The organism is Mobilisporobacter senegalensis, from assembly GCF_003752155.1.
Lineage (GTDB): Bacteria > Bacillota > Clostridia > Lachnospirales > Lachnospiraceae > Mobilisporobacter > Mobilisporobacter senegalensis.
Map to the genome: position 1 here is coordinate 44,853 of NZ_RJVG01000015.1, position 22,948 is coordinate 67,800.

Annotated in this window: 21 protein-coding genes; 1 reads left to right on the top strand and 20 read right to left on the bottom strand. The window is 33.3% G+C overall.

What is annotated here, in order from left to right:
• The first annotated feature begins 206 nt into the window (after window positions 1-206).
• Window positions 207-1,205, top strand: coding sequence for a hypothetical protein (locus EDD66_RS17060; RefSeq protein WP_123610799.1), 999 nt, complete (start codon window positions 207-209; stop codon window positions 1,203-1,205).
• A gap of 84 nt (window positions 1,206-1,289) precedes the next feature.
• Here EDD66_RS17060 and yfcE read toward each other — a convergent pair whose 3' ends face one another.
• From yfcE to rimO, 20 genes are all read right to left on the bottom strand, one after another.
• Window positions 1,290-1,832, bottom strand: coding sequence for a phosphodiesterase (gene yfcE / locus EDD66_RS17065; RefSeq protein ID WP_123610800.1), 543 nt, complete (start codon window positions 1,830-1,832; stop codon window positions 1,290-1,292).
• Window positions 1,833-1,912: 80 nt separating this feature from the next.
• Window positions 1,913-2,557, bottom strand: coding sequence for a CatA-like O-acetyltransferase (locus EDD66_RS17070; protein ID WP_123610801.1), 645 nt, complete (start codon window positions 2,555-2,557; stop codon window positions 1,913-1,915).
• Between the two features lie 68 nt (window positions 2,558-2,625).
• Window positions 2,626-3,456, bottom strand: coding sequence for a tRNA 2-thiocytidine biosynthesis TtcA family protein (locus tag EDD66_RS17075; RefSeq protein WP_123610802.1), 831 nt, complete (start codon window positions 3,454-3,456; stop codon window positions 2,626-2,628).
• 69 nt (window positions 3,457-3,525) lie between these two features.
• Complete coding sequence (locus EDD66_RS17080; RefSeq protein ID WP_123610834.1) at window positions 3,526-4,644, bottom strand: cysteine desulfurase family protein; 1,119 nt, start codon at window positions 4,642-4,644, stop codon at window positions 3,526-3,528.
• Between the two features lie 444 nt (window positions 4,645-5,088).
• On the bottom strand, window positions 5,089-6,306 hold the full coding sequence (ilvA, locus tag EDD66_RS17085; RefSeq protein WP_123610803.1) for a threonine ammonia-lyase: 1,218 nt from the start codon (window positions 6,304-6,306) through the stop codon (window positions 5,089-5,091).
• 40 nt (window positions 6,307-6,346) lie between these two features.
• Entirely contained in the window at window positions 6,347-7,282 is a 936-nt protein-coding gene (ftsY, locus tag EDD66_RS17090; protein WP_123610804.1) for a signal recognition particle-docking protein FtsY, read from the bottom strand.
• A gap of 35 nt (window positions 7,283-7,317) precedes the next feature.
• On the bottom strand, window positions 7,318-10,878 hold the full coding sequence (smc, locus tag EDD66_RS17095) for a chromosome segregation protein SMC (protein WP_123610805.1): 3,561 nt from the start codon (window positions 10,876-10,878) through the stop codon (window positions 7,318-7,320).
• Between the two features lie 40 nt (window positions 10,879-10,918).
• Entirely contained in the window at window positions 10,919-11,614 is a 696-nt protein-coding gene (gene rnc / locus EDD66_RS17100) for a ribonuclease III (protein ID WP_123610806.1), read from the bottom strand.
• Between the two features lie 192 nt (window positions 11,615-11,806).
• Window positions 11,807-12,037: an acyl carrier protein gene (gene acpP, locus EDD66_RS17105; RefSeq protein ID WP_123610807.1), complete on the bottom strand. Its 231-nt coding sequence runs from the start codon at window positions 12,035-12,037 to the stop codon at window positions 11,807-11,809.
• Between the two features lie 14 nt (window positions 12,038-12,051).
• A complete protein-coding gene (gene plsX, locus EDD66_RS17110) occupies window positions 12,052-13,065 on the bottom strand; it encodes a phosphate acyltransferase PlsX (protein WP_123610808.1) in 1,014 nt (337 codons plus the stop codon).
• Between the two features lie 129 nt (window positions 13,066-13,194).
• On the bottom strand, window positions 13,195-13,983 hold the full coding sequence (locus tag EDD66_RS17115) for a CheR family methyltransferase (protein ID WP_123610809.1): 789 nt from the start codon (window positions 13,981-13,983) through the stop codon (window positions 13,195-13,197).
• A gap of 99 nt (window positions 13,984-14,082) precedes the next feature.
• A complete protein-coding gene (gene rpsA, locus EDD66_RS17120; protein WP_123610810.1) occupies window positions 14,083-15,183 on the bottom strand; it encodes a 30S ribosomal protein S1 in 1,101 nt (366 codons plus the stop codon).
• Complete coding sequence (gene ispH, locus EDD66_RS17125) at window positions 15,171-16,013, bottom strand: 4-hydroxy-3-methylbut-2-enyl diphosphate reductase (protein WP_123610811.1); 843 nt, start codon at window positions 16,011-16,013, stop codon at window positions 15,171-15,173. The genes rpsA and ispH overlap by 13 nt, the downstream gene beginning before the upstream one ends.
• 4 nt (window positions 16,014-16,017) lie before the next feature.
• Complete coding sequence (cmk, locus tag EDD66_RS17130; protein WP_123610812.1) at window positions 16,018-16,698, bottom strand: (d)CMP kinase; 681 nt, start codon at window positions 16,696-16,698, stop codon at window positions 16,018-16,020.
• 68 nt (window positions 16,699-16,766) lie between these two features.
• The gene (locus EDD66_RS17135; RefSeq protein ID WP_123610813.1) at window positions 16,767-17,999 is read right to left on the bottom strand and encodes a BaiN/RdsA family NAD(P)/FAD-dependent oxidoreductase; all 1,233 of its coding nucleotides are present in this window, start codon (window positions 17,997-17,999) and stop codon (window positions 16,767-16,769) included.
• A 71-nt stretch (window positions 18,000-18,070) separates the two neighbouring features.
• Window positions 18,071-18,946 (bottom strand): MurR/RpiR family transcriptional regulator, encoded by an 876-nt coding sequence (locus EDD66_RS17140; protein ID WP_207667814.1) that lies wholly within the window; start codon window positions 18,944-18,946, stop codon window positions 18,071-18,073.
• Window positions 18,947-18,978: 32 nt separating this feature from the next.
• Window positions 18,979-19,605 carry a hypothetical protein gene (locus EDD66_RS17145; RefSeq protein ID WP_123610814.1) on the bottom strand — a complete coding sequence of 209 codons (627 nt, stop codon included), beginning with the start codon at window positions 19,603-19,605 and terminating at the stop codon, window positions 18,979-18,981.
• 122 nt (window positions 19,606-19,727) lie between these two features.
• Window positions 19,728-20,981: a competence/damage-inducible protein A gene (locus tag EDD66_RS17150; protein ID WP_123610815.1), complete on the bottom strand. Its 1,254-nt coding sequence runs from the start codon at window positions 20,979-20,981 to the stop codon at window positions 19,728-19,730.
• A gap of 2 nt (window positions 20,982-20,983) precedes the next feature.
• On the bottom strand, window positions 20,984-21,526 hold the full coding sequence (pgsA, locus tag EDD66_RS17155; RefSeq protein WP_123610816.1) for a CDP-diacylglycerol--glycerol-3-phosphate 3-phosphatidyltransferase: 543 nt from the start codon (window positions 21,524-21,526) through the stop codon (window positions 20,984-20,986).
• Window positions 21,510-22,847 (bottom strand): 30S ribosomal protein S12 methylthiotransferase RimO, encoded by a 1,338-nt coding sequence (rimO, locus tag EDD66_RS17160; RefSeq protein WP_123610817.1) that lies wholly within the window; start codon window positions 22,845-22,847, stop codon window positions 21,510-21,512. The genes pgsA and rimO overlap by 17 nt, the downstream gene beginning before the upstream one ends.
• Window positions 22,848-22,948: the final 101 nt, after the last annotated feature.

Sequence of the window (22,948 nt, forward strand, 5' to 3'; positions counted from 1 at the left end):
TTAAAGGTTGCAATCACTGTTCACTAAGAAAGGAGCTTCCAGGCATAAGCGTATCCTCTGATTTCTAATTGTTTTTCATATTCAAAGATTAGAACTTCTGGAATTTCTGTATGTAAAATCTTCAATAGAATAGTTCTCCTTTCTCTGTCTTTATTTCCATTACATTTCATATACATTAATAATAAACCTTATGAAGTTGATTTAAAATGGCAAATAGAAAAAAAATAATAAATAATAATCTAATGATCATCCTATTTACTATACTAACAATAATTATTTTTTCATTCCCTTTCAAGAATTTTCAGAATCAAAATGACGTAAAAATGGTTATGGGAGGAACTTATTATATTCAAAGTACAGTAACCGATGAGAATACAATGATATATAAAAATGATGATGTTGAGACATATTATCGTCCTTCTAAATTACCTGTGCTGAACAATAGGAATTATAACATCTCCTTTCTGGATGATTATTATAAAAAAGATTGGTCCAAAATCACTTTACCTGATGAATTATTTAAAACTCCAGAAGATATGATATTAAATTACTTCAGTATCTTACGGGACGCTGCTAATCCGGAAGAAGGAAAGCACGCCGGCTGCGGTACGATTGGTCATGCAATGACTCCATATCCATTTGCCTATACCTTTTTATCGTCACCATTTAAAGAAAAATTATCTTTTGAACAGTATTTAGAATCCTTTGAAAATATCCTTCATTTAAATTTAATAAAATATAAAGAAATTCCAGTATATAATAATTCTAATACTATTCGCTATTTTGTTGAAATTGAGACTATTGAAGGTTCTGAAAAATCAGTAGCTTACTTTGGGTATTATTATGGATATGTTGATTTGATAAAAGAAAATGATCTATTTAAAATATCAAACTTAGAATTCCATGGTGAAGATTATCTATGTGCTCCTATGCATGGATGGGCTTGGGATGCAGAGGGGGTCGTAGATGTTAAATATGGCGGATGGTGTTCCCTTGTAAAGGAAAGATATCCTACACAAAAAGAAGATTATGTAAAAAAGATATATTTCAAAGGAACAGATGATAACGATTATATGATAGAATTTTTTCAATTGACCAATGATAACGATATTGAAATCGCCCAATATATGAAAACTAAGGATGAGGATTGGAAATTAATAAAAATAGATCCCGAAGAATGTTTGAAAGAGAAAAATAAGCGTTAAAAATACCCCTCCTGTTTTTATGAGGGGTATCCTGCTTTAGACAATATATTGGAAAATGTTATTAATAATATATAATGCAACCTGTTAAATTACTTCCTGTTTGTATATTTCTCCAGCCAGGTCTTTCCAACACACAATCTTCTCTTCTATTATCATATATCCATGTGCACTATTCTCTTTCGGGATAGAAACCGAACCTGGATTCATATAGATAAAGTTTTCATATATTTCACACTTTGACACATGGGTATGTCCATTTAAAAGTATATCGCCCTTTTTTAAAGACGGCGGAGTGGTTTCATTGAATTTGTGTCCATGAGTGGCAAATATCATATGGTGATCTACATAAAGAATACAGTACTCCGCCATAATTGGAAAATTAAGTACCATTTGATCCACTTCCGTATCACAATTCCCTTTTACACATAATATTTCACTTGAAATTTCATTCAGCATGGTAATAACTTGTTTTGGATTATAATCCTTTGGTAAATCATTCCGTGGTCCATGGTAAAGGATATCTCCAAGTAATAGTAATTTCTCTGGCTTTTCATTTTTATATGACTGTATCATTTTCTCACAATAATAGGCTGAACCATGTATATCAGATGCTATCATTAATTTCATAGTTTGTACATTCTCCTTTCCTTTGACTTTTTTTCACCCTTTATTTCTAAATATTTATCCTATTCAGAATTAATTTGTTCTTAAATTGATAACTCATTCTTTAATTCTTTCATAATCTCATTAAAGTATTCATAAAACTCAGAAATATGTTTCCCATCCACAAGTGCATGATTTGCTAATATAGATGTTGGCAATAATATTTTATTATCCTGTTCAAAGAAGCGGCCAAATGTAATGCGGGGATTACTATCTGCCGGATGAGGAACCGGCTGAATCAAAGATGTATAGCTTAACCATGGCAGGCTCGATACGAATAAAAAAGATTCTGCGTCTTTTCCTTCTTCCAAAACACCTTTTTCCTTTGCATTATTTTGTTTCTGAATCCCATATTCAATATATGTTTTAAAGTCCATGGAAGAATCCAGTTCACAATAACAATATGTCCCATCCTCCAGGGCAACTGTATGTGAAGTATTACAATACGAATATTCTAAAATATCCTCTCCATTTATCCGTCTTCTAAGCTCTGGAACACTATTTGCTGCTTTCGATGCTACATAAAGAACCGAAAGAAAAAAGGGCAATTTTTCTTTTTTAATAATATGATGTAATTCAATAATATCAATATTTACCGTTACACCAACATAGGGATATGCCATACTCTTAAAATACTGAAAATGTGCTTTTCTTGGGTAAGATTCTAAATCAACTTTTTTAACATTCATACAATCACCTTAAATAATATGCTTCAAGAAACATTATTCTTCCCTTTCATAATATTTATAGAATATAATTATTCCTCATCATAATCATCAAGGAAACTATGCTCTACCCCATCTTTTTGATATCCAATGATCGTATTTAAATTCACATTATGGACACTGCGGAATATGTTCATATCAATAATCGAACTTGTCTGTCTGAATTTCTTAATGAGTACTTTCATCTCTTTACGTTTTGAGCCGATTCCATCATCTCCAAGCATACAATTCTCCGTTAAGCGACAGGCACATTGGATAAATTGAAGATCATTGGATTGTTTCCACGTATTTATGGTATCTTCCTTCACAAGATACAGAGGTCTGATTAACTCCATCCCTTCAAAATTCGTGCTATGAAGTTTTGGCATCATCGTCTTAAACTGTCCATTATAAAGCATGCTCATTAGTACCGTTTCAATCACATCATCAAAATGATGACCTAAAGCAATCTTATTACATCCCAGTTCCTTGGCATAACGGTATAAATATCCTCTTCTCATTCTCGCACATAGATAACATGGAGAATCTTCCACTTCTGCTACTATATCAAAAATCTGAGTCTCAAACATTTTAATTGGAATATTTAAATATTCAGCATTATCAAGGATCACCTGGCGATTGTAATCATTATATCCTGGGTTCATAACTAAGAATTCAATATCAAATTTTACTTTTCCATGCCTTTGAAGTTCCTGCATACATTTTGCAAGTAGCATGGAATCTTTTCCCCCAGAGATACAAACCCCTATCTTATCTCCCTCTTTTATCAGTTCATAATCATTCACTGCTGTAATGAATTTAGACCATATATCTTTACGAAACCTTTTTATAATACTTCTTTCTATCTCTTTATATTTTTCCATTTCCTTCGTCCTTTAAATTCTTAAATTAAAATCTCTTTACCATATGGTTTCTATCAATATTAATGTATTCTAACCTAATTCTTTCAAACATTCATCAAAAACAAAAAGAAAAGTATCAATCTCCTCTTTCGTGGTTTGATGGCTCAAACTGATTCTTAATGTTGACATTGCCAGTTTCCTATCTCTGGTAATGGCGTAAACTGGTCTTGATGCAGTATTGGGAGCACAGCAGGCTGATTTGGTAGATACATAGATATCATGTTTCTCAAGTGCCTCCTGGAATGCGCCAGAATTAATTCCTTTAAAACTTATATTTAAAATATAAGGAATGGAATTGGAAGTACTGTTAATACAAACATTAGAATATTTCTCTAATCCTTCCCTTAATTGTTTATTCAATATTGTGACATAACTATAATTATACTCTAAGTTCTCTAACATCGTAGAAAGTGCTTTTTCTGCTGCAACCGCCATTGGAAGGACCGGCGTACCGCTTCGAAATTTTGTAGTACTGATACCGCCATGAATGATTGGTTCTAACAGAATATTTTCTTTCTTGATCAAAATTCCAGAACCATTCATCCCAAAGAATTTATGAGGAGTAAAAGTCATTAAGTCTATGAGATTAAGGGAGATTGGTACTTTACCAACTGCCTGGGTAGCATCTACGTGAAAATAACAATGGGGATAATCTTTTAACAATTCACTAATTTCTTCAATGGGCTGCTTCAGACCAATTTCACTATCTACATAACAAATAGATACTAAAATAGTATCTTCTCTGATTAATTCCTTTAATTGATTTAAATCCACCAATCCATCTTCTAATATTGGGACAAAATCCACATCATATCCTTGATTTTGAAGTGCAGTGATGGCACCTGTAACGGACGAATGTTCAAGATAGGTAGTTATAATATGTTTCCCATATCTTTTATAAGCACTGGCAATTCCCTTAATCGCCAGATTGTTAGATTCCGTTGCACCAGATGTATATATGATTTCACTCTCTTTTACTCCTAAAAGAGCTGCTATATGATTTGTAGACTCTTCCATCTTAGCTGCTGCTTCTCTTCCTAACTTGTAAGGAGAATTTGGATTTGCTATATAATCTCTTGAAACATCAAAAAAAGTCTGCAATACTTCATCACTCACAGGAGTATGGGCAGCATAATCTAAATAAATCATATTTAAACTTGTCCTTTCTAAACTTAACAAACTACTTTCTTTTATTAAGCAACTGAAATTTAAAATCCATAAATCTCTGTTTGATTCCATCCATTAAAAATCCCTATGTTTATACATATGAACATCGTACCATGAAATAACAATTGGAATCAAACAAAAAATTACTATAATCAAGGACTGAATTAGGTGTAAAAACTCCTCAATAACGAAATATGAATATCAGTGTATAATTTATTCAGTTTGGCGTCGACCGGCTGAAAGTGGTTGCCAAACTTTCGTATGAGACATTGAAAAAGCGTGAACTCGATGTGAACGCTTTTCTCAGCTTATGGCTCATTAAGAAAGTTACCACTTGAAGGAAAGGCAGCCAAATGAATAAAATTATTCACTGATATTCTGGAATGTCTTAAAAGGAGTTTTTACACCTCAATACACTCAATACACTTAATATAAACTTTTTGGTTGAACCATAACCGGATTGTATCCATGTTTTTTTAGGGCTTTCACAATCTGCTCTTTATGTTCATGACCATATGCCTCCATGGTAATGACAAGTTCCACCGCACTATTTCTATTAATACTAACAAATTGGTTATGATCAAGACGAATTACATTACCTTTTTCACCCGCAACAACAGAAGCAACATTTACAAGTTCACCTGGTCTGTCCGGGAGCTGTACTGATACTGAGAATACACGTCCTCTTTCAATTAAACCATGCTGAACAATGGAAGATATGGTAATCACATCCATATTCCCACCACTTAGAACAGAAACTATTTTTTTATTCTTGACATTTAGATGTTTTAAAGCTGCAACTGTGAGTAAACCAGAATTTTCAACAACCATTTTATGATTTTCCATCATATCAAGGAAATTCACGATTAATTCACGGTCATCTATGGTAATGATATCGTCGATATTCTTCTGTATGTATGGAAAGATATTTCCGCCAGGTGTTTTTACTGCAGTACCATCTGCAATAGTATCCACGCCCGGTAAGGTAACAATATGTCCTGCTTTGATAGATTCCTGCATACAATTAGCACCCAGAGGTTCTACGCCAATTACTTTTATATTCGGATTCAATAATTTGGCTAAAGTTGAAACACCAGCCGCAAGTCCGCCGCCACCAATAGGAACTAATATAATATCCACAGTTGGAAGATCTTTAAATATCTCCATTGCAATACTTCCCTGACCCGTTGCAAGTATTTCATCATCAAACGGATGAATAAAAGTATACCCTTTTTCGTTTGCAAGTTTCACAGCATATTCACAAGCTTCATCATATACATCGCCATGTAATACAACTTCTGCTCCATAACTTTTTGTACGATTTACTTTGATTAAAGGAGTTGTAGTTGGCATAACTACAATTGCCTTCGCATTATACAATTTTGCTGCATATGCAACACCCTGGGCATGATTACCTGCAGATGCGGTGATAAGTCCTCTTCCCCGCTCTTCCTCTGTTAAAGTACTTATCTTATAATAAGCACCTCTCACTTTATAAGCTCCTGTATACTGCATATTCTCCGGTTTGAAAAATACCTTATTCTCAGTTATGGTGGAATAATATTCGCTATAAATCAATTTAGTCCTTAAAATAACTTTCTTGACGGCCTCTGTAGCTTCTTCAAATTTATCCAATGTCATCATAATAAACGTCTCCTTTTTGATCCTTGGTTAACTGTTGCAACTATTTGTTAGAATTCTCGTCAAATAAGGCGTTTACAAATTCATCAGAATCAAATTTTTGCAAATCGTCTATACTTTCTCCAATTCCAATATATTTTACTGGTATTCCAAGTTCAGCCTGGATTGCAATTGCAATACCTCCCTTAGCAGTACCATCCAGTTTTGTTAAAATAATTCCAGTAACATCCGTAACTTCGCTAAATTGTCTTGCCTGAGCCAATGCATTTTGCCCTGTTGTTCCATCCACTACTACTAAATTCTCACGATATGCATCTGGATATTCCCTGTCAATTACCCGGTCGATCTTTCTTAACTCTTCCATTAAGTTCTTTTTGTTATGGAGTCTGCCGGCAGTATCACATAATAGAACATCCGTGTTTCTTGCCTTGGCAGCGGTTACTGCATCATAAATGACTGCTGCCGGGTCAGAGCCTTCATTTTGTGCAATAATATCTACTTTTGCCCGATTAGCCCACTCTGTTAACTGTTCAATCGCAGCTGCACGAAATGTATCTGCAGCTGCAACCATAACTTTTTTATTCATATCTTTTAACTGTCCGGCTAATTTACCAACAGAGGTAGTTTTTCCTACTCCATTCACGCCGATTAATAAAACCACTGATTTTTTATTTTCAAAATCATAAAGATGTTCATCTACTTGAAGCTGATCTTTTATACTTCTAATTAATAAATCTTTACAATCTTTTGGCTCTTTTATTTTCTGCTCTTTGACTTTCTTTTGAAGTTCTTCAATAATTGCTGTAGTCGTATTAATTCCTAAATCAGCCATAATAAGAATTTCTTCCAGCTCTTCATAAAAATCTTCATCAATATTTGAAAATCCACTAAATATTGAATCAATGCCAGATATAATATTGTCTCTTGTCTTTGCAAGTCCAGAGACTAATTTGCTAAAAAAACCTTTTTTCTCAGACATATTCCACCTCTATTATATATATTGCTTATTGTCAGTTACTTATCTAATTCATTTTCAATTAAGTTAACGGAAACTAAAGTAGATACTCCTTTTTCCTGCATTGTGATACCATATAATACATCTGCAGATGCCATTGTACCTCTCCTATGTGTAATGATAATAAATTGTGTATCTTTCGTTAACTTATGTAGATATTTAGCATATCTCTTAACGTTAGAATCGTCAAGTGCCGCTTCAATTTCATCCAATAGACAGAATGGAGACGGCTTTAAATTCTGAATTGCAAATAGGAGAGAAATCGCTGTTAATGCCTTTTCACCACCGGATAATTGCATCATATTCTGAAGTTTTTTTCCTGGCGGCTGGGCAATAATACGGATTCCTGCCTCTAAGATGTCTTCATCTTCCATCAATTCTAAAGTACCCTTACCGCCACCAAATAATTCTTTAAACACATGGTCAAATTGTTTGTTAATTTCATGAAACTTCTCTTCAAATTGTTTTCTCATTAAAACATCTAATTCATTGATGATATTAATTAATGCTTCTTCCGATTTTATTAAATCATCTCTCTGACTACTTAATAATTCGAAACGTTCCATCAGATTCTTATAATCTTCAATGGCATTTACATTAACATCACCAAGATTGCGAATCTTATTTTTTAATTCACCGATAGATTTCTTCATCTGTGATAAAGAAATTTCCTCATCACTTCTAAGTGGTAAACAGCTGCTATATGTTAACTCATATTCTTCCCACATATAATTAATCTGAAAATCTAATTGTTCTGACAGCTTTTCTGCCTGATTTGACAAGCGGAAGGACTCTTTATCAAGCATATTAATACGTTCTGACAGTTCTTCACGTTTTGAAAAAAAAGATTTATGGCTTCTTGATAATTCCTCTTTATCCTTTTGGATTTGCCGTATTACTTCTTCAATTTCTGACACGGACTGATTCAGAGAGGTAATCTCTTCTTCTGTACTCTCAATAATTACTTTCTTTTCATCCATAATTTGAGATGATTTTGCCTTGCTTGTAATCATCTCCTGCAATTCTTCCTCAAGCTTATTAATTTCTTTTTCTACACGGCTTATATTATCTAGAGCAAATTGATTACTTTGTTCCAAACTGGAAGATTCCATCTTTAACCCGGCAACCTGGTCACTATATTCCTTTTCAAATTTTTTCTCAGCTTCTAATTTTTGATTGATCTCCTCAATTTTAATCTCATTTTCTTTATTCCTGCTAGCACTTGATTGTAAAGTTTCATTTAATTTTGTAATATTATCTTTCAACTCATTCATTTGAAGCTCAATTTCTTTACTCTCGCGATTGATTGCTTCAAAGCTGGCAATAGCTTCATTTTTCTTTTGCTCTGCCTGAGCAAGATTTATTTTTGCTGTATTTTGTAATAAATAAATTTCCTGGATCTTCTTTTTATTACTCTCTAATAAATCTCTTTGTTTGTTTCTATTCTCTTTTTCGTTATTAATATCTAATTCTAAAAGTTTAATGGATTTGCCGATTTTCTGAATGGTTCCCTCTAATTCTTCAATCTCACGTCTTCGTCCAATTAGATTGCTTGAATTTTTATAAGCACCACCGGACATAGAACCGCCAGGATTAAACTGTTCCCCATCTTTTGTTACGATTCTTAAAGAGTAATTGTATTTTTTCGATAAAGCAATTGCATTATCAATAGTATCTACCACAATCACCCTGCCAAGGAGATATTCCACTAAATCCGTAAAACGGGATTCTACAGTTATTAAATTACTGGCAAGCCCAATGACTCCTTTTTCTTTCAATGCATTCACATGATTAAACGGAATCTTATTCTTCATACTGGTAAGGGGTAAAAAAGTAGCTCTGCCATATTTATTTTTCTTCAAATATTCAATTAATCTTTTTGCTGTATTCTCGTTGTCTGTAACAATATTCTGAATACTTCCACCTAATGCAATCTCTATAGCAGTTTCAAAGGTTTGTTCAACCTTAATGATATCAGCAACGACTCCTATAATTCCTGATTCCTTCTCTTTATGCTCCATGACTTTACGAATACTATTTCCATAGCCTTCATAACGTTCTGTAATATTTTTTAATGAATCCAGTCTTGACTGTTCTCTATGATATTCCTGCTGTTTTTCATTTAAAGATTGATGAAATCCTTGGAGTACTCCTTGAATTTTTTGGATCTCTGATTCAATTTCTCCATTCCCCTTATTTAATTTATTTAATTCTTCACTGAACTGATTTAATTCTTCACTGTGAATACGAATTGTATCTTCATAGGAAGCTTCATCACTTTTATTCTTAACAAGCTGCCTGCTTAAAGAAACTTTCTTTATATTATTCTGCTCAAGCATAGTTTCATAGCGCTGTAAACTTGTTTTAATATTGGTATCTCCATTTAAAGATTCCATAATCTCGCTATTACACTTTTCAATTTCTTTCGTATAATTAATGATATTTTGTAAAATTTCATTTAACTTTATACTTGCTTTTGCCTGAATGTCACCTAATGATTTTAATTTCTCATCAATTGATTGTTTTTCTTTTTGGTAACGATCTAAATCATTCTGTTTGTCTGCGATATTGGCTTCAATAATAGAAACTCTTCCTTTATAATGCTCTTCGTTCTGAAGCACAGTATTGATCTGTTCTTTTAATACCTTAATCTCGCCTTCTAATTTTTCTTTACGAAGTTTACTCTCACTAAGTATATTCCGGTTTTTATCAAGTTCTGCATTAAATTCTTCAATCTGAACTTCCAATTTATCATATTCTTCTTTGGTACTTGAATATTCAATTTGGGTTTGTTCTAAATCATTCGTTGCAATTTCTAACTTCTTATTTACTTCTCCTGTATTATCATGTATTCTATCGTATTCTAATAGAAACATATTTACGTCTAACTCTTTTAATTCTTCTTTTAATTTTAAATAATCTTTTGCAACAGATGATTGCTTTTCTAATGGACCGACCTGTTTTTCTATTTCAATAAGGATATCATTGATACGATAAAGGTTCTGTTTCTCTTCTTCTAAGTTCTTCCCGGCAATTGCCTTTCTCTTTTTGAACTTTACGATACCAGCAGCTTCATCAAATAATTCTCTGCGGTCTTCCGGCTTTCCACTAAGAATTTTATCAATCTGGCCCTGTCCAATAATCGAATAACCTTCCTTACCAATACCAGTGTCTAAGAATAGCTCCTGAACATCTTTTAATCGGCAGCTATGACCGTTGATTAAATATTCACTCTCACCGGATCGATATACTCTTCTGGCAACGGTTACTTCATCATATTCAATGGGAAGTTTATGATCTTTATTATCCAAAGTGATAGCAACGTAAGCAAGTCCGAGAGGTTTTCTTGTTTCAGTACCAGAGAATATAATATCCTCCATCTTACTACCCCTTAGCTGTTTTGCACTTTGCTCACCAAGTACCCATCTTACGGCATCCGCAACGTTACTTTTTCCACTGCCATTAGGCCCGACAATACCAGTAATACCATCATGGAACTCAAATAATATTTTATTGGCAAAGGATTTAAACCCCTGAACTTCAATACTTTTTAAATACATATTTTATATAACCCTTTCTCAGGATGAATATATATTCACCTTATATTTTGTTCTTTACTTTTAAAATAGCCTTATATGCTGCATCTTGTTCCGCAGCCTTTTTTGTCCTGCCTACTCCTTTGGCCAAAACTTTTCCTTCTATCACAGCTTCTACGGTGAATTTTTTATTATGATCAGGACCTTCTTCACTTAATAAATTGTAATTTAAAGGCTCCTTATAACTACTTTGTATAATCTCTTGCAAGATAGTCTTGCTATCAAAAAAGAGTTTCTTATTATCAATATCAGAGAGTATAAACTTACTGATAAACTCTTTTGCATTAGTAAAACCACCGTCAAGATATATGGCTCCTATCAAAGCTTCCAGAGCATCTGAAAGAATAGAATTACGTTCTCTTCCACCGGTTAGGTCTTCCCCTTTTCCAAGAAGCAGATATTCCCCTAATTCAATGTCTTTTGCACACAAAGAAAGAGTTGGTTCGCAAACAATGCTGGCACGTAATTTTGTCATATCCCCTTCTTTCATATCCGGATAATCATTAAAAATAAATTCACTGGTGACTAATTCAAGAACGGCATCTCCTAAGAATTCTAACCTTTCATTATTCGCTAATTTATTCAATTTTCTTTCATTGGAATAGGAACTATGAGTAAATGCCTGCTTTAAAAGCATTTTCTCATTAAAATGATAACCAATTATTTTTTCAAATTTATTTGTATTGTCTGTATAAGACATAGAAATCCCCCTTTCTTAATCTGATGACTATCAGCCGTAAAACTCCCACTTCTAAAGTGGGAGTTAACAGCTGCTACGTCCCTAGATAAGTGTCACTAAGATTCAGTTGTGGTAAAAACCACACCTGAATTAAGTTCCACTTTATATATAAAGAAGGTGTCTCAACAGAAAATTGAGACACCCTTAATATAGTTAGTTAAGAGCATTCTTGATTTGATCTACTGCATCACTTACTGTTACAATGTTTTCTGCTTCTTCATTAGCAATTTCAATATCAAACTCTTCTTCTATTCCCATAATAATTTGAAAAATGTCTAAAGAATCTGCTCCAAGATCATCTACAAAAGTAGTCTCCATTGTAATTTCATCTTTGTCTACATTTAATACTTCACTAATAATTTTTTGTAATTTTTCAAATTCCATCCTAATCACCTTTCTTAATCTTCATTCATAGATAGATTTTCTTTTATTTTTTCATTAATTCTCTGTTGTTTGAATGTAACACATTGAATAATTGAATTTTTGACTTCTGTACTCTTAGAACTTCCATGAGTTTTTACAACCAATCCATTCAGTCCCAGAAGCGGTGCACCTCCATGTTCAGATGCATCAAATGATTTCAGAGTTCTCTTTAAGTCCTTCTTGATAAGTAAGGCACCGATCTTACTCTGAAAGGAACTTAGCAATCCCTTTTTCACAGAACTGATAATTGCACTGCCAACACCTTCGTATAATTTCAGGATAACATTTCCAACAAAGGCTTCACAAACAATTACATCCGCTCCTCCATATGGAATATCTCTGGCCTCAATACTTCCAATAAAATTGATATCCGGACAATTCTTTAGTAAAGGATATGTTTCTTTTACCAACATATTACCTTTTTCTTCTTCTGCCCCAATATTTACAATTGCAACTCTTGGATTCTTAATTCCTACTACATTTTCCATATAGATAGAACCCATCTTCGCAAATTGTACCAGGTGGGATGATCTTGCATCTACATTCGCCCCACAATCAATTAATAAGGAAACTCCTTTAATCGTAGGCAAGAGTGGTGCTAAAGGCGGTCTTTCTACTCCTTTAATTCTTCCTACAATAAATTGTCCACCAACCAAAACTGCCCCTGTACTGCCTGCAGAAACAAAAGCATCAGCATCTCCATTCTTAACCAGGTTAAGAGATACTACAATAGAAGATTCTTTCTTCCTCCGAATGGCCATAACAGGTGCTTCATCATTGGATATTACTTCATTTGCATTTATAACTTCAATCTGGTTTGCATTAAAGTCATACTGCTTCAATTCAGCGTTTATGATATCTTCTTTACCAACAAGAAATACTTTTATGTCTTTTCTATCATTTACAGCTTCCACTGCGCCTTTTATGATCTGACCTGGTGCATTGTCTCCACCCATTGCATCAACTGCAATTTTAACCACATCTTGCATTATTCTTCCTCCCTGTCAGTGTCTATACATAATATACTAGATATTATTCTATAAATCAACTGTAAATTTACAAAAATATTATTACAGTTCAGCCATGGAAATCTTCAATAAAATATAGGAAAAAACCCATTATTTTTCATTAGCTTTTTTATAGAAAAAGGATCGGAAGGATGAAAATCCCATTGTTTGTGGCTGAATGATCTGTTCCGTACTGCCTACAAATAAAATACCATTATTTTTTAATGCTTTATTGAATTTTTTATATATCATATCTTTCGTTTCTTCAGTAAAATAAATTAATACATTTCTACACACAATCAAATCACAATTACTAGGGTACTCATCTTTTAACAAATTATGTTGCTTAAAATCAACACAAGCTTTAATACTGTCAGATATCTGATATGTCCTATCATTGACCATCGTAAAATATTTCGTTAAAAATTCATTTGGCAAACCTGCTAAACTCTTAACATTATACAATCCTACTTGGGCCTTTTCTAATACCTGCTTGTCAATATCTGTAGCTATAATCTTAATATTACTCATTGGAATATATTTTGATAATAGCATGACTAAAGAATAAGGTTCATCCCCAGTGGAACATGCAGCACTCCATATTTTTAGATTTTTACCAAAATTCTCAAATAAATAAGGAAGCATTTCATTTTCTAATAATTTCCACTGATCTACATTTCGAAAAAATTCTGAAACATTAATTGTAATATAATTAATAAACTCTGTATATTTATCTTTATCTGTTCTTAATGCAATTACATAATCATCATATGAATTAAAATTATTTTTTGTGATTAATGCCTCAATTCTTCTCTTCATCTGACGTTCTTTGTAAGCATTAAGATCAATATTAGACAATTTATAAACCTGTTCCTTAAACGTCTCGTAACTACCTACCATTACATCCACCCCTTTGTATTCTTCTCATTGCTTTCGTGAAAAAAAATAGGCTGCCTCAAAAAAATATAAGTTTTGAGACAGCCAATACATTACAACAAATTATTCTTCTGTTGTTGTTTCTTCTGATTTTTCAGATACTTCTTCGCTTGGAGCTTCTAATGCTTTAACGCTTAAGCTAATTTTCTTTTCATCACTGTTAAAATCAACAACTTTAGCTGTTACTTCTTGTCCAACTTTTAGAACATCAGAAGGCTTTTCAACATGATCTTTTGAAATTTGAGATACATGAAGTAATGCATCTACACCTGGTTCAAGTTCAATAAAGGCACCAAAATCTGTCATTCTTGCAACAGTACCAGTTACTACGCTATCAACAGCATAATTTGCTTCTGCTTTTTTCCATGGGTTTTCTTCTGGGAATTTTAAACTTAATGCGATTTTATCGCCTTGAATTTCTTTAATTAATACTTTGATTGTGTCGCCAACTTTGAATACTTTTTTAGGATTTTCTACTCTGCCCCAAGACATTTCAGAAATATGAAGTAATCCATCTGCTCCACCTAAATCGATAAATGCACCAAAATCTGTAACATTCTTTACAGTTCCTTCTACGGTCATGCCGGCACTGATCTTTGCAAATAAATCTTTTTGAAGTTCTGCTTTTTTAGCTACTAAAAGCTGTTTACGGTCTCCAATGATTCTTCTTCTTTTTGGATTAAATTCGCTAATTACAAATTCAATTTCCTGACCAGCATATTTTTCTAAATTCTTTTCATAAGAATCAGACACTAAACTTGCAGGGATAAAAATTCTTGCTTCATCAATAATTACACTTAATCCACCATTTAGAACACTTGCAACCTTAGCTTTTAATACTTCTTTATTGTTGAATGCTTCTTCTAATCTCTTGTTACCTTTTTCTGCAGCTAATCTCTTATAAGTTAAAAGAACTTGTCCTTCTCCGTCATTTACTTTAAGTACTTTAGCCTGCATCTTATCACCAACTGAAACCTGTGTAGTTAAATCTACATTAGGTGTGTTTGTGTATTCGCTTCTAGTTATAATACCGTCTGCCTTGTAACCTATATTTAAGATGATTTCATCTTCTTTTACACCTATGATAGTGCCTTCTACAACCTCTCCATTGTGTATTGTTACTAATGATTCTTCCAATAATTGTTCAAAACTCATTTCTGACATGCAATTTGAACCTCCTTGATAATATTGTTTGGGGTCGAAGCCCCTGCGGTAATACCTACGCTACGAAAAGATTTAAAAAGCTCTAAATCTAGGTCACTGAGTGTCTGTATATAGTAAGTATCTTCACATTCTTTTTTACATATTTCATATAACTTTTGTGTGTTAGAACTATGCTTGCCACCTATCACTATCATCGCATCAGACTGGCTTGCAAGCTCTCTTGCTTCTGTCTGACGTTCCTCAGTAGCATTACATATCGTATTTATAACAAGTATATCATAACCCTTTTTTGAAATAATTTCAACTAAATCTTTAAATTTCTTGTAATTAAATGTCGTCTGTGAAACAATACATAGTTTTGCACCCTCGCTTACGTGGTAATCATTAGCTTCATTTATAGTTTCTATAACTGTAGCTTTATTATTGCACCAACCCTTGATACCCTGAACCTCAGGATGGGATTCATTTCCTATTATAACAATCTCTCTGCCTTCCTCTAATTGTCTTTTCACAGCTTTATGAATTTTAAGAACATATGGGCAAGTTGCATCCACCAGCTTTAAACCTTTATTCTTAATAATATCGTAGATATCTTTAGATACTCCATGAGATCTTATTATAATTGTGCCCTCTGTGATATTATTTAATTCTTCTATGTTTCGAATGACTTCGACACCTTTTTCCTTTAAGTCATTCACAACCTCATCATTATGAATAATTGGACCATAAGTATATACTTTCTGACCATTTTTAATTTCATTATAAACTGTATCTACCGCCCGTTTTACGCCAAAACAAAAACCTGCGCTGTTTGCTAATTTTATATCCATTTTATCATCCCTTTAATGAATTGCTTTTATGTTGGTATAATTCAATAATTCTATCAATAACTTCATCAATTGTCAAATGAGAGGAATCTACAAGAATAGCATCTTCTGCCTGCTTCAGAGGCGCAAATTCACGATTCATATCCTGCTCATCTCTTGCAATTATGTCTTTTTCTATATCATTAATATCACATTTTATACCCTTATCTGTAAGTTCCTTCCATCTTCTCCCTGCACGTTCCTTTGAGCTTGCAGTAAGATATACCTTAAGATTTGCTTCAGGAAGTACATATGTACCGATGTCTCTTCCATCCATAATAACATCCGTCTTTTTTGCTAATTCCCTTTGTAATTCAACTAATTTTAAACGGACTTGCTTTTGAGTTGCACAAGAAGAAGCCATCTTTCCCACTTCCTCGGTACGTATCAGACCATTTACATTTTCTCCATTTAACAGAACCTGCTGTTCACCCTCAACATATTCTATGGATATATTTACATTAGAACATGCCTGGTTTATCTTATCAGTTTCTTCTATTTTTATATTATTTTGCAAAAAATAAAGTCCCATAGCACGGTACATAGCACCTGTATCTACATAGATAAATTTCAATTTTTTTGCAATATTTTTTGCAATTGTACTTTTACCCGCTCCGGCAGGTCCATCGATTGCAATACTATAACTCATACTCTTTTCTCCTTAAGCTTATTTATAAGTGATTGGAAGCAAATACTTTGAAGCTTTCCAATTACTTTCTATTCCATTGATACTCCGGCAGTATGTCCCGTTGACCATGCTATCTGAAGATTAAATCCACCTGTTAAAGCATCCAGATCCATGACTTCACCCGCAAAATATACATTTGATACTAATTTTGACTCCATAGTTGAAGGATCAATATCCTTTACAGCAATACCACCCTTTGTAATAACCGCTTCATTATATTCTCTCAGGCTGCTGACGCTTAATTTAAAACCTTTAATTACATGAATTAATTTCAATCTTTCTTCCTTAGTAATAATATTTACTTTTTTATCTGGATCAATTTCACTAAGCCTAATTATAACAGGAATTAACTTCTTTGGAAATAAATTATCTAATGCGTTCTTAAATTGTTTATTGCGAAATTCTTCAAAATCCCTTAGAATTCGACTATCTAACTGTTCTATAGATAAGGCTGGCTTTAAATCTATAAATAATTCAATATCTCTATTCTTCATATAAGGTATTATAAAACTGCTTGCACTTAATATAACCGGACCACTCACTCCAAAGTGAGTGAATAGCAATTCTCCAAAATCCTGATAGATTTCTTTCTTTTGGGATGTGATCCTTATACTGATATTACGTAAAGATAATCCTTGTAGTTCCTTGATAAATGTTTCTTTAATATTAAAAGGAACTAAAGAAGGATAAAGTTCTGTAATTCTATGTCCCATTTCTTTTGCAAAACGGAAACCATCTCCGGTTGATCCGGTTACCTTGTATGATAAGCCACCAGTGGCTATGATCACCTTATCTCCTAAAATCTCTTTTTTATCGCCATTTACTTTAATACCGTGAAAAGATTTGTTCTTTATGATTATGTCTGTGACTTCGCTCTTATATTCAATCATTACATTTTGTTTTCGAAGTTCTTGTGATAATGCTGAAATAACATCAGAAGATTTATCAGACACAGGAAATACACGATTTCCTCTTTCGATTTTTGTTTCAAGACCAATCTCTTTAAAAAAGTCGATAACATCAAAATTATTATAAGAATAAAAGGAACTATATAAGAATTTACTATTTGAAATTACGTTATCAAATAAATCCTGGATATCACAGGCATTCGTAATGTTACATCTTCCTTTTCCGGTAATATATAGCTTCTTTCCCAGCTTTTCATTCTTCTCAAATAAAATCACTTCATGCCCTGCTCTTGCTGCATAAATTGCTGCTATCATCCCGGCAGGTCCACCACCTGCCACTAATACCTTACTCATCATTGTCCTCCATGTTTCTGGATAAGTTCAGCGAAACCTAAACGTGACCCAAACCACATTTGAATCAAGTTTCACTTTATATCATTGTCCTCATCATTACGGTATACTTTATATTCACTCCATATTTTCTCTAAGGAGGCAAATGTATCCACTATTTGATCCTGTTTCTTTAAGCATACTGCAACAATTAAAGCATTAATGACACTTAAAGGTGCTACTAACGAATCAACAACGGAAGCCATATCACTTCTGGCGATCAGATTACAGTTGGAATTCGTAGTTAAAGGCGAATCATAACTATCAGTGATCGTTATACTATGTGCACCGCGGCTGCTTGCAAATTCCATGGCCTTTAATGTACTCATGGAATATCTCGGAAAGCTGATGCCTATAATTACATCCTCTTCATTCAAACGATATAGCTGTTCGAATAAATCACTGGCACTATTTGTACTGATCAATTTTACATTTTTAAAAATGATATTAAAGTAATAATTTAAGAAACTTGCCAGCGGAGCACTACTTCTTACTCCAATAATATATATTGTTTTTGCCTGTAAAATTGTATCTACGGCTACTTCAAAAGCTTTTTCATCAATTTCTTCAGAAGTAATTCGAATTTTATCAGCATCAGAGTGGAGAACCGATTTTAATATATTGTCCCTGTTAATTCTGTCAAAGGTAACTTCCATACGTTGGACAGAATTTAATTTGTTCTTTACCATCTCTTCAAGTGCACGTTGAAGTTTTGGGTAACCATCATAACCGAGTAACGTTGCAAATCTGACTACTGTTGATTCACTGACCCCCACAATTTTACCCAGTTTGGCCGCAGTTAAAAAAACTGCTTTTTCATAATTATTTAAAATATAGTTAGCAAGGAGCTTCTGCCCCTTGCTAAAATGATTGTAATTATTATTAATATTGGAAAGTAAATCTGTTTGCATCCTTATAATTCTCCCCACAGATTATTTTTTTATTATTTCCATTTGTAAACTTCATCTTTGTCCAGTTCAACATGACCACTGGCATACGCTTCCCCTTCTACTCTAAAAATCACATTCTTACAAGTATCAAGATTATCAAGTAAACTCATAGAAATACTATCTAATACCGTAATTTCAACTCCTGATCCTACATTGACTAAGGGAGCCTTATCCTTCATAAAGCTAACGATTACTTTATCTCCTTCTTCAGTAACACTATCAATTCCAATTTCTAATGAATTATCTGCAAAAACATCCACTACCTGGCTTACGATAAATTCTGCTGTAATTTCGCTTGCTTTTGGAACAGTAACCGTAACCTGCTCACTTTGAAGAGTTTCATTTTGAATGCCATAAATTAATAAATCTTTGGTCTCAGGAACGGACGGAGTCTCTTCTGTTGTTGAATTACTCTCTGTATCTTCTTTCTCTTCATCTGATGTATCATCCGGTGTAATATCATCAGCCTCTTTGCCTGTATCTTCAGTTACTGTTTCTTCCTTTGTTTTTGTTTCATCTTTCTTACAACCACTAAAAACTGTTAAACTCATAGTTAATAAGATACATAAAATCATATAGCTGAAATTCTTTTTTATATTCTTCTTTATATTCTTTTTCATAATTGACTCTCCTTTGAACATTACCATTAATTAACAAAAGATATTTTATATGTTTCACATATTCACATTAAAATAAAAATGGGTCATTTTTATGTCAAAAGAAAGAAAGATTTGTTTTAAAATTAAAAATTACTATTGTTTATAATGGATCTTCTTAATAAATCAAGGGCATTCACTACTGAATACTCCCGGATTTTTTGCCGATTGCCCCTAAAATGATATTCTTTTACCGTAATTTTATCATTTAGGAAGCAACCAATATACACTAATCCAACGGGCTTATCTATTGTACCGCCATCTGGTCCGGCAAGTCCGGTTATGGCAATTCCTACGTTTGAATTGGTTGCCCTGGCAGCTCCCATTGCCATTTCTCCTGCAGTTTTTTCACTTACTGCACCATATTCTTTCAAAGTACCTTCCGATACATCTAAAAACTGTCTTTTAGATTCATTAGAATATGTGATAAATCCAGAATTAAGAACACTTGAAGCACCTGCAACATTAACAATTTTACCTGTGAGCAAACCACCAGTACATGATTCTGCAGTGGCTAATGTTAAGTTGTTTTGCTTAAGAAGTTTTACAACATTTTCTTCTAAAGTCTCTTTTTCATCTGTAGTATATATATTATCCTTAAACCGTTCCTTTAATTCTTCTACCACTGGCTTAACTAAATTCATACCCTCTTCTAATGTATCTGCACTGGCTGTTACACGAAGATGAACTTCACCTGTTTTGGCATAAGGAGCAATCGTAGGATTTTCCTGCCTGTCCATTAGATCCTTTATTCCTTCTTCTACTTTACTCTCTCCAATGCCACAGATTTTTACCATTGCTGAATAAAATACATGGGGTCTGAGTCTGTTTAAATAAGGAAAAATATCTTGCTCGAACATGGGTATCATTTCATTGGGTGGTCCTGGCAGTAAAATAACTCTTTTTCCATACTGTGTTTCTACAATCAGACCTGGTGCTGTTCCATTGGTATTATCAATTATAATTGCACCTTCAATGACTTCAGCCTGTTTCCAATTGCTATCCGGTATACCATGAGAAACGATCTTATTAAAATATTCACCAATACGTTCTTTCGTATGAGTATCCAATACCAGCTCTAACCCTAAAGTTTTCGCCGTAACCTCTTTCGTCAGATCATCTGCAGTTGGCCCAAGACCGCCTGTTAATATAATAATATCTGAACGGGACAATGCAGTTGTTAAGATGCTCTTAAGCCTTCCTTCATTATCTCCTACAGAAGTTTCATAATATAACGATAATCCAAGTTCAGCGCACTTTTCTGAAAGATAAGCCGCATTTGTATTAACAATATTACCAAGTAAAATTTCTGTACCTACGCTGATTAATTCCACTGTCATTCCTATTTGCTCCCTTCGTTTAATACCTTTCTATTCTTCCATAGATAATCAATTAAGGAAACTATAGTGAGTATTAAAGATGCGTATATTAATATTTGTTCTGCTGTATTAAACAAAATACCATCAAAGTTTACTATAAGAAGTACTGACATAATCATTTGAGCAACTGTTTTAAATTTGCCCCAATAACTAGCTGCAATTACGACTCCGTTATCAGATGCGACCAAACGGAAACCACTGATGATAAATTCCCTGCTTATTATAATAATGATTATCCAGGCTGGAATTAATCTTAATTCTACAAAGCAGATCAGTGCAGCACTTACTAATAGTTTATCTGCAAGTGGGTCCATGAACTTTCCAAAGTTGGTAATTAAATTGTGTTTTCTGGCAATATGGCCGTCCACTGCATCGGAAAGAGCTGCTATCACAAAAATAACTGCTGCAATATATTGGTTATATGGAATAGACGGGATCAACATAAAAATCAAGAAAAACGGAATCATGCATACTCTTAAAATAGTAATCTTATTTGGTAAATTCATCTACAACCTCTCCAATCAAATCATATTCTTTTGCACCTGTTACTTGTGCTACTACAAAATCCCCTGACATTAATTCTCTATCAGAATTTACAAAGATAAATCCATCTACATTTGGAGCATCTTTATAAGTTCTTCCTATAAATACATTCTCATCTGGAAGTTTTCCTTCGATGAAGACCTTTAGTGTTTTTCCAATCATTCTTTCGGATAATTCATATGAAATCTCTTGTTGAAGTTCCATAATTTCATCTCTTTGTTCTATCTTTGTTTCTTCTGAAATTTGTGATTCCATCTTAGCGGCAGGTGTATCATCTTCCATGGAGTAAGTAAATACGCCCAGTCTGTCAAATTCTACTTCGTCTATAAAGTCGAGCAATTCTTCATGATCTTTTTTTGTTTCTCCTGGAAATCCAGTAATTAAAGTAGTTCTTAAAGAGATATCTGGTATATTCTTTCTTAATTTAGCAACAATATCAAGTAATTCCTGTTTGTTCGTTCTTCTTCCCATTCGTTTTAAGATATTGTCAGACGCATGTTGAATCGGCATATCAAGATAATTACAGATCTTATCTTCTTCTTTCATAACTTCAATTAATTCGTCTGTAATCTCTTCTGGATAACAATAAAGTATACGTATCCATTCAATTCCGTCTATCTTACAGAACTCTTTTAATAAGGAAGGAAGACTTTTCTTACCATAGAGATCCACACCATATAAAGTAGTCTCCTGTGCCACTAAGATTAATTCCTTTACTCCTGTATCGGCTAAGCTCTTGGCTTCTTCCATTAACCTCTCCATTGGTACACTTCTATAATTCCCTCTTACCTTTGGAATGATGCAGTAAGTGCAATGTTTATCACAGCCTTCTGCAATCTTAAGATAGGAATAAAATCCACCTGTGGTATTAATACGATTTCTTTTTCCATCGGGAAGATAATTAACATCTTTAAAATTTTGAATTTTTTTCCCAATTAATACTTCATCAATAACTTCCACAATATTTTCATAACTGGAAGTTCCAAGTACTGCATCAACTTCTTCGATTTCATCCTGAATCTCAGCCTTATAACGCTCTGCTAAACATCCTGTTACAACCAGAGCTTTTAGGACACCGGTCTTTTTATATTCAGCCATTTCAAGAATGGTCTGAATACTTTCCTCCTTGGCATCATTTATAAAACAACATGTATTTACCACAATGATATCTGCTTCTTTCTCATCATTAGTAATATTATAACCTTTTTCTCTGATTAAGCCTAACATAACCTCACTATCTACGAGATTTTTGTCACATCCTAATGATACAAATAGTATATTCATTCAATTTCTCCTTCTATCTGATGACTACCAGCTGTAAAACTCCCACTTCTAAAGTGGGAGATAACAGCTGCTACGTCCCTAGATAAGTGTCACTAAGATTC

Bases quoted from the DNA above. Each gene is read 5' to 3' on its own strand.
- ftsY (WP_123610804.1), bottom strand. From the start codon at position 7,282: ATGTCTGAGAAAAAAGGTTTTTTTAGCAAATTAGTCTCTGGACTTGCA.
- ilvA (WP_123610803.1), bottom strand. From the start codon at position 6,306: ATGATGACATTGGATAAATTTGAAGAAGCTACAGAGGCCGTCAAGAAA.
- plsX (WP_123610808.1), bottom strand. From the start codon at position 13,065: ATGCAAGATGTGGTTAAAATTGCAGTTGATGCAATGGGTGGAGACAAT.
- EDD66_RS17145 (WP_123610814.1), bottom strand. From the start codon at position 19,605: ATGAAAAAGAATATAAAGAAGAATATAAAAAAGAATTTCAGCTATATG.
- yfcE (WP_123610800.1), bottom strand. From the start codon at position 1,832: ATGAAATTAATGATAGCATCTGATATACATGGTTCAGCCTATTATTGT.
- rnc (WP_123610806.1), bottom strand. From the start codon at position 11,614: ATGTCTTATACAGACAATACAAATAAATTTGAAAAAATAATTGGTTAT.
- rimO (WP_123610817.1), bottom strand. From the start codon at position 22,847: ATGAATATACTATTTGTATCATTAGGATGTGACAAAAATCTCGTAGAT.
- EDD66_RS17115 (WP_123610809.1), bottom strand. From the start codon at position 13,983: ATGGTAGGTAGTTACGAGACGTTTAAGGAACAGGTTTATAAATTGTCT.
- EDD66_RS17135 (WP_123610813.1), bottom strand. From the start codon at position 17,999: ATGAGTAAGGTATTAGTGGCAGGTGGTGGACCTGCCGGGATGATAGCA.
- EDD66_RS17060 (WP_123610799.1), top strand. From the start codon at position 207: ATGGCAAATAGAAAAAAAATAATAAATAATAATCTAATGATCATCCTA.
- EDD66_RS17080 (WP_123610834.1), bottom strand. From the start codon at position 4,644: ATGATTTATTTAGATTATGCTGCCCATACTCCTGTGAGTGATGAAGTA.
- acpP (WP_123610807.1), bottom strand. From the start codon at position 12,037: ATGGAATTTGAAAAATTACAAAAAATTATTAGTGAAGTATTAAATGTA.
- EDD66_RS17140 (WP_207667814.1), bottom strand. From the start codon at position 18,946: ATGCAAACAGATTTACTTTCCAATATTAATAATAATTACAATCATTTT.
- EDD66_RS17070 (WP_123610801.1), bottom strand. From the start codon at position 2,557: ATGAATGTTAAAAAAGTTGATTTAGAATCTTACCCAAGAAAAGCACAT.
- EDD66_RS17150 (WP_123610815.1), bottom strand. From the start codon at position 20,981: ATGACAGTGGAATTAATCAGCGTAGGTACAGAAATTTTACTTGGTAAT.
- rpsA (WP_123610810.1), bottom strand. From the start codon at position 15,183: ATGTCAGAAATGAGTTTTGAACAATTATTGGAAGAATCATTAGTAACA.
- cmk (WP_123610812.1), bottom strand. From the start codon at position 16,698: ATGAGTTATAGTATTGCAATCGATGGACCTGCCGGAGCGGGTAAAAGT.
- EDD66_RS17075 (WP_123610802.1), bottom strand. From the start codon at position 3,456: ATGGAAAAATATAAAGAGATAGAAAGAAGTATTATAAAAAGGTTTCGT.
- pgsA (WP_123610816.1), bottom strand. From the start codon at position 21,526: ATGAATTTACCAAATAAGATTACTATTTTAAGAGTATGCATGATTCCG.
- smc (WP_123610805.1), bottom strand. From the start codon at position 10,878: ATGTATTTAAAAAGTATTGAAGTTCAGGGGTTTAAATCCTTTGCCAAT.
- ispH (WP_123610811.1), bottom strand. From the start codon at position 16,013: ATGGATATAAAATTAGCAAACAGCGCAGGTTTTTGTTTTGGCGTAAAA.